The organism is Chryseobacterium sp. C2(2020), assembly GCF_014218915.1.
GTDB classification, from domain to species: Bacteria; Bacteroidota; Bacteroidia; order Flavobacteriales; family Weeksellaceae; genus Chryseobacterium; species Chryseobacterium mucoviscidosis.
The window spans coordinates 1-13,662 of sequence record NZ_JACLCT010000034.1 but is presented as its reverse complement, the minus strand read 5'-3'; the positions used below and the strand labels follow the sequence as shown (position 1 = coordinate 13,662).

15 protein-coding genes are annotated in these 13,662 nt (G+C 35.2%); all 15 read right to left on the bottom strand.

The features are described 5' to 3' along the window. Positions 1 to 82: 82 nt before the first annotated feature. On the bottom strand, positions 83 to 1,462 hold the full coding sequence (locus H6W52_RS16690; protein ID WP_116099208.1) for a dipeptidase: 1,380 nt from the start codon (positions 1,460 to 1,462) through the stop codon (positions 83 to 85). 302 nt (positions 1,463 to 1,764) lie between these two features. Next, positions 1,765 to 2,037, bottom strand: coding sequence for a hypothetical protein (locus H6W52_RS16685; RefSeq protein WP_116099209.1), 273 nt, complete (start codon positions 2,035 to 2,037; stop codon positions 1,765 to 1,767). A 120-nt stretch (positions 2,038 to 2,157) separates the two neighbouring features. Then, positions 2,158 to 3,306 (bottom strand): THUMP-like domain-containing protein, encoded by a 1,149-nt coding sequence (locus tag H6W52_RS16680; protein ID WP_116099210.1) that lies wholly within the window; start codon positions 3,304 to 3,306, stop codon positions 2,158 to 2,160. Positions 3,307 to 3,312: 6 nt separating this feature from the next. Continuing rightward, complete coding sequence (locus H6W52_RS16675; RefSeq protein ID WP_116099211.1) at positions 3,313 to 3,753, bottom strand: DinB family protein; 441 nt, start codon at positions 3,751 to 3,753, stop codon at positions 3,313 to 3,315. Between the two features lie 82 nt (positions 3,754 to 3,835). After that, positions 3,836 to 4,987: a methylmalonyl-CoA mutase family protein gene (locus tag H6W52_RS16670; RefSeq protein WP_116099216.1), complete on the bottom strand. Its 1,152-nt coding sequence runs from the start codon at positions 4,985 to 4,987 to the stop codon at positions 3,836 to 3,838. Between the two features lie 172 nt (positions 4,988 to 5,159). After that, complete coding sequence (locus H6W52_RS16665; RefSeq protein ID WP_076390069.1) at positions 5,160 to 5,513, bottom strand: FtsB family cell division protein; 354 nt, start codon at positions 5,511 to 5,513, stop codon at positions 5,160 to 5,162. 2 nt (positions 5,514 to 5,515) lie between these two features. Then, positions 5,516 to 6,130, bottom strand: a complete 615-nt coding sequence (udk, locus tag H6W52_RS16660; RefSeq protein ID WP_076390068.1) for a uridine kinase — start codon at positions 6,128 to 6,130, stop codon at positions 5,516 to 5,518. A gap of 199 nt (positions 6,131 to 6,329) precedes the next feature. Continuing rightward, entirely contained in the window at positions 6,330 to 6,635 is a 306-nt protein-coding gene (locus H6W52_RS16655; protein ID WP_087710365.1) for an ATP-dependent Clp protease adaptor ClpS, read from the bottom strand. A 27-nt stretch (positions 6,636 to 6,662) separates the two neighbouring features. After that, entirely contained in the window at positions 6,663 to 8,021 is a 1,359-nt protein-coding gene (locus H6W52_RS16650) for a hemolysin family protein (RefSeq protein WP_087710367.1), read from the bottom strand. Positions 8,022 to 8,123: 102 nt separating this feature from the next. After that, positions 8,124 to 8,987: an ATP synthase F1 subunit gamma gene (gene atpG / locus H6W52_RS16645; protein ID WP_116099212.1), complete on the bottom strand. Its 864-nt coding sequence runs from the start codon at positions 8,985 to 8,987 to the stop codon at positions 8,124 to 8,126. Positions 8,988 to 9,072: 85 nt separating this feature from the next. After that, positions 9,073 to 10,650, bottom strand: coding sequence for a F0F1 ATP synthase subunit alpha (gene atpA, locus H6W52_RS16640; protein ID WP_076390063.1), 1,578 nt, complete (start codon positions 10,648 to 10,650; stop codon positions 9,073 to 9,075). Positions 10,651 to 10,668: 18 nt separating this feature from the next. Further along, positions 10,669 to 11,208 (bottom strand): ATP synthase F1 subunit delta, encoded by a 540-nt coding sequence (gene atpH / locus H6W52_RS16635; protein ID WP_116099213.1) that lies wholly within the window; start codon positions 11,206 to 11,208, stop codon positions 10,669 to 10,671. A gap of 2 nt (positions 11,209 to 11,210) precedes the next feature. Next, positions 11,211 to 11,705, bottom strand: coding sequence for a F0F1 ATP synthase subunit B (locus H6W52_RS16630; protein ID WP_116099214.1), 495 nt, complete (start codon positions 11,703 to 11,705; stop codon positions 11,211 to 11,213). 99 nt (positions 11,706 to 11,804) lie between these two features. Continuing rightward, a complete protein-coding gene (locus H6W52_RS16625) occupies positions 11,805 to 12,023 on the bottom strand; it encodes an ATP synthase F0 subunit C (protein ID WP_007844726.1) in 219 nt (72 codons plus the stop codon). Positions 12,024 to 12,068: 45 nt separating this feature from the next. Beyond that, entirely contained in the window at positions 12,069 to 13,196 is a 1,128-nt protein-coding gene (atpB, locus tag H6W52_RS16620; protein WP_087710375.1) for a F0F1 ATP synthase subunit A, read from the bottom strand. Positions 13,197 to 13,662: the final 466 nt, after the last annotated feature.

Genomic DNA, 13,662 nt, shown 5'->3' with positions numbered 1-13,662 from the left:
CAATTAATTTATTAGCATGTTAAATATATAAAAAAATCCCTTAGAAAAAAATCTAAGGGACTCATTTATTGATTGTTAAAATTTACTTGGAATAATTCTCGAAAAATAACGGAATGCTTTCAATTCCTTTATAAAAATTGAATAATCCGTAATGTTCGTTTGGAGAATGGATGGCATCAGAGTCTAATCCGAAGCCCATTAAAACGGATTTAGCTCCCAAAACCTGCTCAAACATAGCGGTAATCGGGATACTGCCTCCTCCTCTGTATGGAAGCACTTCTTTTCCGAAGGCTGATTCCATTGCCTGTTTTGCTGCCATAAATTCTTTGGTATCGGTTGGTAAAACATAAGGCATTCCTCCATGATGCGGAGTAACTTTTACTTTTACATTTTTAGGAGCAATTTTTTCAAAATATTTTGTGAATTTTTCGGTGATTTCTTCCGGAGTCTGATAAGGAACCAGACGCATTGAGATTTTGGCAAAAGCTTTTGAAGGAATTACGGTTTTTGCTCCTTCTCCGGTATAACCTCCCCAGATTCCGTTGCAGTCTAATGTTGGACGGATAGATGTTCTTTCCAAAGTGGTATATCCTTTTTCTCCTTCCACACCGTTTAATCCGATAGATTTTTTGAATTCTTCAGGATTATCTTTCAGCTTGTTCATATCTGCTCTGTCTGAATCTGAAACGGTTTCCACATTATCATAGAATCCATCGATGGTAATATGTCCGTCTTCATCAATCAGATTCGCAATCATTCTAGACAGTACGTGGATCGGGTTTGGAACTGCCCCTCCGTAAAGCCCGGAATGCAGGTCTCTGTTCGGACCTTCCACCTCTACTTCCACATAGCTTAACCCTCTTAAACCTGTTGTTACCGTAGGCTGCTCGTTGCTGTAAATATGGGTATCTGAAATCAGAATACAGTCACAAGAAAGTTTTTCTTTGTTTTCATTCACCCAATCTCCTAAACTTACAGAACCTACTTCTTCCTCTCCTTCTAAAATAAATTTTACATTACAAGGAAGCGCATTGGTTTTCATCATGGCTTCAAAAGCTTTAAGATGCATGAAAAACTGTCCTTTATCGTCTGCTGAACCTCTTGCAAAGATGGCTCCTTCAGGATGCAGTTCGGTTTTTTCGATATACGGTTCGAATGGTGGCTTTGTCCATAGTTCCAACGGATCTGCAGGCTGAACATCATAATGTCCGTACACTAAAACTGTTGGCAAATCTGTATTTAAAATTTTTTCTCCGTAAACGATAGGATATCCTTTGGTCTGGCAAACTTCCACGTTATCTGCTCCCGCATTTTTAAGATATTCTGCCACTACTTCCGCACATTTTAGCACATCGTTTTTATACGCAGGATCTGCAGAAATGGAAGGTATTCTCAGTAATTCAAATAATTCATCGACGAAACGCTGTTTGTTTTCGCTGATGTAATTTAATGTCTCTTGCATTGTAAAATATTATTTTGCTAAAAGTAAAAAATTTGCTTCTCAGGAACAAACAAAAACGTATAATTTTCCTCAGGTCTGAAGTGTGTTTTCTAAAAATATTAATCTGAAAGGTATTTTACTCCTCAAATTAAATCACAGACTTAAGTTTAGCCGTGATTGCAGCATTTGTCTGAGCTCATTTTCTGGGTTTCGGCGCGGCTTCGCCGCGCCGAAACCCAGAAAATAGCGAGTGCGGAAAGCGCGAAACAGCTCCAAAAAAAATCTCCCACATTGCTGCGGGAGATTTTATATGGTACTTTTAATTAGTGTTCAGCTTTTGGAGCTTCTTTAGCTTCGGCAGATTTTGCAGTTGCTGTACTGTCTGTTTTCGGCGCTTCAGCTTCGTGCTTTTCTGCAGTTGCCTCTTCTGTATGCATTGTTGCAGCTTCGTGACCATGACCTTCACCTTGAGGATCGTCTGAATATCTTTCTGCTCCTTCTTCAAGTTTCAGAGTATTCTTGTTTCCTCCTGCAGCTACTTTTTTACAGCTTACAGCCATTGCTGCGATCGCTAAACATATAACTAATTTTTTCATATGTAAAATTTATTTTTTTAAGGTCATCAGAATCATTTTGTCTGGATAAGCAAAAGACGATTCTTATTTTAATTTTTAATTGCCCAAAATTAAGGATTCCTATTTTTTTCGGCAACATTTTTATACTGATTTTAGTATAATTTTTCCTTTTTTGGATTGTGTAAAAATAAGATAGCTATCCCCACCATCCTTCAGATTGTATTTCTTCTTAATTTCTTCAGGTTTTAGAGGATAATTTTTGGAAATGATGTTGAACTGACTTTTCTTTACAATCTGTTTAGCATCAATAACTTCCATCTCTAAAATCCTTCCTGGAAAATCAGTTATCTTTTGATTTGACGTGTAAAGATGTGTATTGGGATGTAGTTTTTTTAATCTGAATTTTTCTGAGATTGCATTAAAAACTCCGGCTTTTAAAACCGAATTATTGGGAATGTAGATGTATTTTTCAGGTTCACCAAATTCTGCAACAGTAGTTTCTTCATCTCCAAATGTGAATGTAAACATCGATTCTTCACTTTCAAGGTTTACACAATGACAGATAATTTTGTCTGAATTTTGGTTTGACAGAAATACAACAACTTCTTTGACATCGTTTTTCAAGGCAATAATATCAATCCTGAAAATGTTTGGTAAAACCGATACCAGATATTTGAGATCAATTAATGGTGAAAGTTTTATAACAACTTCTGCTGAAATTGACAATAATTTTTTCTGAATTTCAAGAATATTGGGCGAAAGATCTTCCAAAAGGAAAACTTTATTCTTATGATTGTCTCTTCGCGCAGGATCGAGATAGATTAGATCGAAAGTTTCTGTATTTTCGTGTAAAAAATCTTCCAGCTTCTGGTTGATAAATTTTGCTTTTCTGCCTAAAACGTTCCAATTGTGTTCAACAATTGCCAGAAGTTCAGCATTTTGTTCCACCAAAGTTATTTCTTCGAAATTTTTTGATAAATAATAAGCATCAATTCCAAAGCCACTGGTTAAATCGATAAACTTTTTACCTTTTAAGATCTCAGATTTATACAATGCTGTTTTTTCGGAGGAAGACTGTTCTAAATTCAGTTGTGGCGGAAAAATAATTCCTTCTTTCAGCAGAAACGGAAATTTCTTCTTTGCAACCTGCTTTCCTTTGATCTGCTGAACAATTTCCTGTATAGAAACTTCCGGAAACGGGGATTTTTTTAATAACAAAGAATGCAAATCTGCGCTTAGATTTGCATTGATAAATTGCTGAATTTCCTGATATAAAATTTCTTTTTTCAAAGTTTTTTATCTTTTATAAAAAATGTAATCCGTTAAAACAGGAGTAATTCCGCTTTGTTTCAATAACGAATTGATTTGTCCTCTGTGATAAGTGGAATGATTAATTGCCTGAAAAAGCATTTCGAAAACTGTGTTTTCAAACTTTTTTCCTCTTGAATTCTGATATTCAATTTTTTGATCCGGATCAAATTTCTGAACAATTTCAAGGGTTTTATTAAAGTTTAGCTGATTAATTCCTTCTAAATTTTCAAAAGGATTAATTTGCCAAACCTCAAAAGATTTTTCATTTAAAATCCGGGAATTCCAAATTTGTTGGGCATTTAAAGTATGATTGATAAGACTGATTGTTTTTTCATCAACCTTTTCAAGATTTTCAGAAATAATTTTAATCATTTCTTTGTTGAAATGATAAGTATATTCGAATAAATCAACTAATTTTTCTTTCATACTAAGTTACAAATCAGATTCTTTTTTGAACAGCATTGTATCTGGTGATAATGGATCTATCTTTTCAGGATATTTTCAAGAATTACTCAAACATTTCCGCCCATCGAACGGCTTTAATTTCTTTTTCGCTGTATAATTCCTCAATAGACTTTTTAACGTCTAATTTCGGGTATAAATTAACGCCAATCAGCTTTATTTTTCCTTCTTCCACCCACTTCTGCTCTTTAATGGCGTGATCGTAGATTTTTTTCTGAACAGTTCCCTGCTTCAAAAGTTCGAGATAGCCTCCGTTCTCCTCTATTTCCACAAAAAATGCCCAAGATTTTTCCGCAATCTGCCGAGTAATATCTTCTACATAATAACTTCCGTTAGATGCATCTTCAAAAACATTGATGATGCTTTCATACGCAAGAACAATTTGCTGTTTGAAAGAAATTTCTTCTGAATTTTCGGTACTTTTTTCTACCAGATAATTATTGCTGAAAACGGCATCTGCACCGCCGATCATGGCTGCAGCCAGTTCAAGAGTAGAGCGGATCAGGTTGTTTTCATTATCGGAAACGGCTTTATTTCTCAGGGAAGTTTCTGCAAAAATGTAGGGAATTTCGTCAAGATCGTATTCTTTTGACAATTGATTGAAAACTATTTTAAAGGCTCTCAGTTTTGCCATTTCGAAGAAATAGTTTCCACTAACTGCTATTCTGAAGATGAGTTTGTTTACAATTTCTGAACCGTAGATTTCTACAAGTTCTTTGGCTTTTGCCAAAGCAATTCCCAATTGCTGAACAATAGAGGCTCCAGCGTTCTGATGAAGGGAAATATCTATACAAATATTTCTTCTGAACTGTTTTGCGAGTAATTCTTTGACCAACTGATCTTTAATTACAGCTTGTTTTTCATCAAAAACATCAATTAGTGAAAAGTACTGATCCTGTTCTTCGGGACTGATGTGTCCCGCCAACTCTTCATTGTTTATGAAAATGGTTTTCTGTTCGAGGTTTTCTACATTTTGGTCTAAAATAAATGCAAAAACATCTTCTTCCAAACTTTCATGATATTTTGCTACCAAATGGGTGCTTTCTTCAATTTTCGGCAGATTTACGAATGGTTCCTGCACAGAATCGTAGAAAGGTTTCACCACAATTCCTTCCAGATTTTCTTTGCTAAGGATTGGATAAATATCGTCTGTTTTAAGCTGTTTTTTTACTAAATTTTCCCAGGCTGTATTTGACATAGTTTTTGTATGAATTTGTGAATGGTCAATAGTCAATCCGATTTTATTCATCAATTTTTACTTGATTATAATCCTAACGCAAAGGTTTTTCAATGATGATAAATGACGAACAATTATTTTTTAAAATTTACTTGCGAAGCAAAATTCATTATTGACAATTCATTAAAAAAAATTATTTTTTCGCGTTTGCGCTGTCAACTACCAGAATAAAAATTTCTTCATCCGGCTTTTTCATGAAGTAGTTTTCTCTTGCGTATTTTTCTTTTTCAGATTTGTTGTTCATCAGCTTTTTATAAAACGCATCGTTCTTTTCGTATTCGGTTTTATAGTATTGAAGCTGTTCTTCGTATTTGCTGATTTCGCCGTTCAGTTCATTAATTACCAGAAAAGAAGTTTTATCAAAGAAAATCATCCATACCAGAAACAGACAGATTGTAATGGTATATTTATTCAAAAAATATTTCTGAATAAGTTTGAATGTTTCAGACTTAGGCTGAATGTCTTTAATAAGCTTATTTTCTTTCATTTCTAGTGTTTTCTCAACGAGTTTTTAATAACGGTGGTTAAAAAATCTATCGCAACGGAATTCTGTCTCATATTCGGGATGATAAGATCCGCTTCATTTTTGGAAGGTTCAATAAATTCCTGATGCATCGGCTTCAAAGTTGTCTGATAACGGTGCAGAACTTCATTTAGATCTCTTCCTCTTTCCTGTGTATCTCTTCTGATCCTCCTGATAAGTCTTTCATCCGAATCTGCGTGTACAAAAACTTTCAGATCAAATTCCTTCAATAATTCCTTGTTGGTAAGAACGAGAATTCCTTCTACTACCAATACATTTTTAGGTTCTACGGTAACGTGATCTCCTGTTCTTCCATGCGTTACAAAGCTGTAAATCGGCTGCTCAATGGATTCGTTATTTTTTAAAGCTTTTACATGTTTTATCAGAAGGTCAAAATCGATGGATTTGGGATGGTCATAATTTAAGGCTTCTCTTTCTGCCAATGTAAGATTATGATTATCATGATAATAGTTATCCTGTGAAAGGATGTTCATTCCTTCGATGTCAAGCTGCTGAATGATCTTATCAACAACCGTAGTTTTGCCGGAGCCTGTACCTCCTGCAATTCCTATTACAAGCATTATTTTTGTTTCTTTATAGTTTTTACAAATATACTATTTTACTTGAATGCAAATAAATATTAAAAGCTGAAATTGTTCAGAAAAAATACTGTGCGAAAACACAGGATCATAAATTCCACTTTAGCTTACGGCTTCTAATGAATCGATAATTGACTGATCTCATAAAAAAAACTCCGACAATAGTCGGAGCTGATCAATTTTATACGATTTCGCTTGTTAATTCCCTTGAAAGCAGTTTTTCATGCATCGGTTTCAAAAGATCCATTGAACCTGTTTTTACCGTGCATTTCCCTTTGAAATGAACCAGAATTGTACATTGCTCGGCTTGTTCTAACGTGTGTTTGCAAATCTCAATCAGACAATCAATAACATAATCAAACGTATGAACGTCATCGTTATGCAAAACCAATTTATAGACTTCATCGGTCTCATCCAATACGAGAACTTCTTCTTCGTACTGACGTTTCGGATCTTCGTAATCTTTTATACTGTTATAAAAAATCATGTTTAAATTGTTTACAATAGATTAAAATTAAACTTCTCCTATTTTTTCGGCAAGATCACTAATGCTGTTGGGTTCTTCATATACCAACTCTACAAGCTCCACACTTTTATTGTTCATTTTAAGAATCTTGAAATGATAATTTTCCAGATCAAATTCCTGATTTTCTTCCGGAATGTCGGCTAAAGCATGAAGAATAAAACCTGCGAGTGTATTATACTCACTCTCTTCCGAAAGCGGTAATTTTTTAGGAATAAATTCATTAATCTCGTCCAACGGCTGTGTTGCCTGAACCCAGTATGTATTTTCTCCAATCTTATCTACAATTTTTTCTTCGTCGTCTTCTTCATCCTGAATTTCTCCTACAAGCTCCTCCAAAATATCTTCAAGAGTAATGATTCCTTCAGTTCCTCCGAATTCATCAATAACAATTGCCAAATGCTGCTTTTTCTGCTGGAAAATTTTCAGTAAGTCTGAAATCTTTTTACTTCCTACCACAAAAAATGCGTCACGCATCAGTTCTTTAAGATCTTCATGATTCAGTTCGCCTTTTCTTTTTACAAATTCTCTGATGATTTCCTTGGTATACAAAACACCAATCACGTTATCAATAGAATTTTCGTAGACCGGAATACGGGAATATCCGCTTTCCATGATTTTATTGATGATTTCATTAATATCTTCTTCAAAATCGATGGAAGTAATGTTCTGACGCGGAACCATGATCTGTTTTGCAGAATGATCTGTAAAATCAAATGCATTTTTAATGATCTCATAATTTTCCTCTTCAATTTCTCCGCTGTCGGCGCTTTGTTTTACCAAAAGCTGAAGCTCTTCCGTAGAGTGGATCTCATGTTCTGAAGCCGGATGAATTTTTACCAGTCTTAAAAATGTATTAGACATTAAATTCATCAACCAAATAAAAGGCTTGAAAACCGTATAAAAAACTCTTAACGGAATTGCAGTCGCCATTGTAGTAGATTCTGATTTTCTGATGGCAATGGATTTCGGAATAAGCTCCCCGAAAACAATGTGCATGATCGTAATGAGCACAAAACTTGTAATCACTGAAATTGAAGTGATGGTTGCCTGGCTAAGATCAATACTAAGAGAATGAAAAATATTTTCTACAATATGGTGCAATGCGCTTTCTCCTACCCAACCTAAAGCCAGAGAAGCCAACGTAATACCAAGCTGTGTGGCTGAAAGATATTCATCAAGATGCTTGATGATATGCTCTGCCTGTTTTGCCATAGAATTTCCTTCTGCGGCTTTTATCTGAATCTGTGAATAACGAACTTTAACAATTGAAAATTCTGCGGCTACGAAAAAGCCATTAAGTAAAACAAGTAATAAGGCCAGCAAAAGCCTGACTATGTCCGAGTCCATTTAGAAATTATATAAATTTAGTTCTACAAATATATACAAAATAAAAATAACAAAAAAAGCATCGTGATCTACGATGCTTTAATATTGTGTTAAAATAATTCTTTACGAATTTTTCAAGGCTTCTGCTCCGGAAACGATCTCTAAGATTTCGTTTGTAATGGCAGCCTGTCTTGCTTTGTTGTAGAAGATGACCAAATCGTTCTTCAAAGCCTGCGCGTTGTCTGTTGCTTTGTGCATCGCCGTCATTCTCGCTCCGTGTTCAGAAGCTACTGAATCCAGGATCGCTTTGAAAACCTGAGTTTTGATTGACTTAGGAATAAGGTTATCTAAGATTTCTTCTCTGTTTGGCTCAAAGATATAATCTGTTTCTACCTGAGATTCTGTATTTTCAGGCATTGAGATCGGAAGAAGCTGTTCTGTAGTTACTTCCTGAGTCGCTGCATTAACGAATTTATTATAAATTAAATAAACTTCATCAAATTTACCTTCTTTGAAGCTGCCCATTACTGCTTCTGCAATATGAGCTACCGCATCGAAGTTCAGGTTATCATACACAGCACTTTCGTTTGCATACACCCTACGCGTTCTTCTTACAGCATCAAAAGCTTTTTTACCAACAGAAAGAACTTCCACCTCGTATTGAGATTTGTTTTGAAACTGTGCATTCAGTTCCTTAACGATGGAAGAGTTAAAAGCTCCGGCAAGACCTCTGTTTGAAGTAATAGCGATGAAAAGTATTCTTTTTACTTCTCTTTTTTGAGCGTAAACAGAAATCTGATCAGGATCTGAACTTGAATTTACATTCTGGATAAGTTCCTGTAATTTCTCAGAATAAGGTCTTAACATTACGATTGCATCCTGTGCTTTTTTAAGCTTCGCAGCGGAAACCATTTTCATAGCACGGGTAATTTGCATCGTAGATGAAATTGACGTAATTCTGCCTCGTATTTCTTTTAAGTTTGCCATATTGGGTTAGTTGTTGGTTGTCGGTTGTTGGTTGCTAGTTTTAGAAAATTCTGTCAACTATCAACCAAAAACCATCAACTAATTTTTAGTTATATTTAGCAGCTAAATCGTTAGCAGCCTGCTTAAGAACACTTGTAATTGAATCATCAATTTTTCCTGCTTTAATGGCAGCCATTGTATCCGGATGCTTAGATCTTAGGAACTCGATGTATTCTATCTGGAATTCTTTTACTTTTCTGATAGGAACGTTTCTCAATAAGTTCTCTGTTCCTGCATAGATCATTGCAACCTGGCTGTCTACCGGAAGTGGAGAGTTTACCGGCTGCTTAAGGATTTCTACGTTTCTTTCCCCTTTAGAGATTACCGCTAATGTAGCAGCATCAAGGTCTGAACCGAACTTAGCAAACGCTTCTAATTCTTTATACTGAGCCTGGTCTAATTTAAGCGTACCAGAAACTTTTTTCATTGATTTGATCTGAGCGTTACCTCCTACTCTGGATACAGAGATACCTACGTTGATCGCAGGACGAACCCCTGAGTTGAATAGATCAGACTCCAAGAAGATCTGTCCGTCTGTAATAGAGATTACGTTGGTAGGAATATACGCAGAAACGTCACCCGCCTGAGTTTCAATAATTGGAAGTGCCGTTAATGAACCTCCTCCTTTTACGATTGGTCTTAAAGACTCAGGTAAATCGTTCATCTGTCTTGCGATATTGTCATCCGCGATTACTTTCGCAGCTCTTTCCAATAATCTTGAGTGAAGATAGAAAACGTCTCCAGGATACGCCTCACGACCCGGTGGTCTTCTTAAAAGTAGAGAAAGCTCACGGTAAGCAACTGCCTGTTTAGATAAATCATCATAAACGATCAAAGCTGGTCTTCCGGTGTCTCTGAAGAACTCACCGATCGCAGCTCCTGCCATTGCAGAATATACCTGCATAGGAACCGGATCTGATGCGTTAGCCGCAACGATTACCGTATATGCTAAAGCTCCTTTATCAGAAAGTGTTTTAACGATTTGTGCTACAGTAGACGCTTTCTGTCCGATAGCAACATATATACAATATACAGGGTTACCTGCATCAAAGAATTCTTTTTGGTTGATGATCGTATCGATCGCAACAGTAGTTTTACCTGTCTGTCTGTCACCGATGATAAGCTCTCTCTGTCCTCTTCCTACAGGGATCATAGAGTCGATTGCAACGATACCTGACTGTAAAGGCTCGGTTACCGGCTGTCTGTAAATAACTCCGGGAGCTTTTCTTTCCAATGGCATTTCGTATAAATCCCCAGTAATAGGACCTTTACCATCGATAGGGTTACCAAGAGTATCCACTACTCTTCCTAACATACCTTCTCCTACTTTAATAGAAGAGATTCTGTTTGTTCTTCTTACTGTATCTCCTTCTTTTACTAATTTACTTTCACCAAGTAGTGCAACACCTACGTTGTCTTCTTCAAGGTTTAGTACAATACCTTCTACATCACTAGAAAATTTCACCAACTCTCCGTATTGTACGTTTTCTAACCCGTATACACGAGCAATACCATCACCGATGGTTAAAACTGTACCTACTTCCTCAACGTTTGATTGAGTATCGAAGTTGGCCAATTGCTGTTTTAAGATCGCAGATACTTCTGCCGGATTTATTTCTGCCATTGTATGGTTGTTTTTTTCTTAATTTAAATGAAAATCTTTTTTAATACTGTTAAGTTTAGACTTCACAGAAGCATCGATCTGCTGGTCTCCAACTCTTAAAATGTAACCTCCTAAAATTTCAGGTTTTACGTTAATCTGCAAATCAAAATTTGCATTGGTATTAACAAGATTGGAATTTCTTAAAATCTGATCTAGGTTTTCTTTGGAAAGCTGAGTTGCAGAGGTAACAGTTACTCTCTGTACTCCACTGATATCTTCAACTTTGTTAATAAATTCCTGAGCAATATTTTTCAACTGGTTTTCACGACCGTGTCTGATTACCAAAGTAATCAAGTTCTGTGAAGAAGCTGACAAACCTTTGAAAATCTCTTTTGCTACTTCTACTTTCTTTTTAGAATCGATGTAAGGTGTCATGAAGAATTTGTTTAAGTCTGCAGACTCTTTCATGATCTTTACTACATCTTTCATTTCAGAAAATACAGTAGCCGTTTGACCTGATTCGTTGGTGAAGTCAAGTAAACCTTGTGCGTATCTTTTAGCTACTTTAGATGTAAGCATTCTTAGTTAAGGTTTGATTTGTTTAAATAATTCTGAACTAATTCGTTTTGAGCTTCGCTGTTGTCTAACTTCTGTTTCAGGATAGATTCAGCGATGTTTACAGATAAAGCACCGATCTGAGTTTTGATATCTTCCATAGCAGCATTTTTCTCAGCATTGATGGTTTGTTTAGCTGCTTCAATCATTTTATCTCCTTCTACTTTAGCAACATCTTTAGCTTCACCTACGATTTTATCTCTGATTTCTCTTGCTTCTTTAAGGATGGCATCTCTTTCGATTTTAGCCTCACGAATAATTCTTTCGTTATCCGCTTTCAATATTTCCATTTCCTTTTTAGCCAAAACAGCTTGATTTAGTGCATCCTGAATAGAAGTCTCTCTATCATTTACTGCATTTACAATTGGTTTCCAAGCGAATTTTGCAAGAAGAAATAATAGGATAACAAAAGTAAGCGTCATCCAAAACAAAAGTCCAATTCCAGGTTCTATAATTCCCATATCTGTAAATTCTTTTTTAAGTGTTATTTTATGGATTGTTTTTAAAATTCTTAGCAGCAGCCAACCGCTTAACTGCTAAGAATGTTTTTTTGAGGATAATTACTTGATGAAAGCACCAAAGATAATCGCGATAAGACCAGCACCTTCAATAAGACCAGCAGCAATAAGCATTGCTCCTTGAATCTTACCAGCTTGCTCAGGTTGTCTAGCGATAGCGTCCATTGCGTGACCTCCGATTTTTCCGATACCAAGACCTACTCCTAATACTGCTAAACCGATACCTACGTAAATTAATCCTGCTCCAGTTGATAAATCCATAATAAATAAATTATATAAGTTAAAATTATTTTTCTTTTTTGTTAATTAGTGAGCGTGTTCTTCATGACCATGCTCGTGTTCATGCTCCGCAACTGCAATACCAATAAACAATGCCGATAATACCGTAAAGATATAAGCTTGTAATGCAGCAACTAATAATTCCAATACGGAAACAAACAATGCTAATGGTACAGATGCAAATCCTAAGAATGGAGATTTGAAAATGAAGATTAGTGAAATAATCGCCAAGATCATAATGTGTCCTGCTGTAACGTTAGCGAAAAGTCGCATCATTAAAGCGAAAGGTTTTGTAAAGATTCCGATAATCTCAATTGGAACCATGATTGGGTACAACAAGATTGGAACTGGCGGCATAAAGATGTGTTTCCAATAATCTTTATTAGCACTAAATAATGTAATTAACAATGTAATGATTGCCAAAACCGCAGTGATTGCGATGTTGCCTGTAAGGTTTGCACCAAATGGAAAGAATGGAATTAACCCGAATAAGTTATTAAACCAAATAAAGAAGAATGCTGTTAATAAATAAGGCATATATCTTTTATACTTTACAGACCCGATATTTGGAATTGCCACCTCATCTCTAAGGAATACGATTACCGGCTCTAATAATTTACCAGCACCTTTTGGTAATTGAGATTTTTTATAATTTCTTGCCATTCCTATGAAAATAACTGCCATAAAAATAACTGACAAGAACATTGAAGCTGCATTTTTAGTGATTGAAAGATCAAAAAACACTTCGTTTGATTTTTGTTTTCCGCTAATAATTGAAAATAATGTTGCTTTTTCAATTCCTTTAGTAGAAACCACCTGACCTTCTTCTAAAGTATACCCATCATGTTCGTGACCATGCGCAATACTGCTTGAAAGAAAAGTATGCCAACCTTCATTATCCTTAATAATTACTGGTAAAGGAACAGAAACATGATGTTCTTCGCCGTTATCATCTTTTGTAGTCCATAAATGCCATTCGTTTGAATCACCAATGTGTTCCATGATCATCTTGGTCGCATTGAAGCTCTCTCCGGCTTCTTTGTTCTCTACTTTTTCAGCTGACTTTTCGCCTTCAGATTCATGTTGTGCATTAGCGAAACCACTAATGAATACAAATAAAAATGCGAAAAATAATGAAGAAATTTTTCTGTTCATATCTCTTTTTTAATCGTGTGCAAATATATCGATTTTATTAAACTTTACCAATATTAAAAATTGATTTTTATCATCAAAAATCAAGATTTATTAATCAGTCTTATTACAGGTATATATATAAGGAGAGAAGCCACAATAAAACATATCACAATAAAGAGAAAGTTCTCTATTGTTTTGTCAATTATTATTAATGATATTATCAGCCAAATAATATCTTTAGGCATATTTATCAATAAAAACTTCATCCCCGCATTTACCTTACCATATATATACTTTTTAAATATGGCATAAGCAGTAATATTTAATACCAAAATCAGCAATATGACAATTAAACTATCCATAAAATTCATTTTGCAAAAATAGAATTATAATTTCAAGGAAAGCAAATCTGGATATGCAAATAAAAATTCCAGTATAAGTTAAGCTACATTTTGATAAATTTTGTTTTGATTGTTAAACTCTTCAA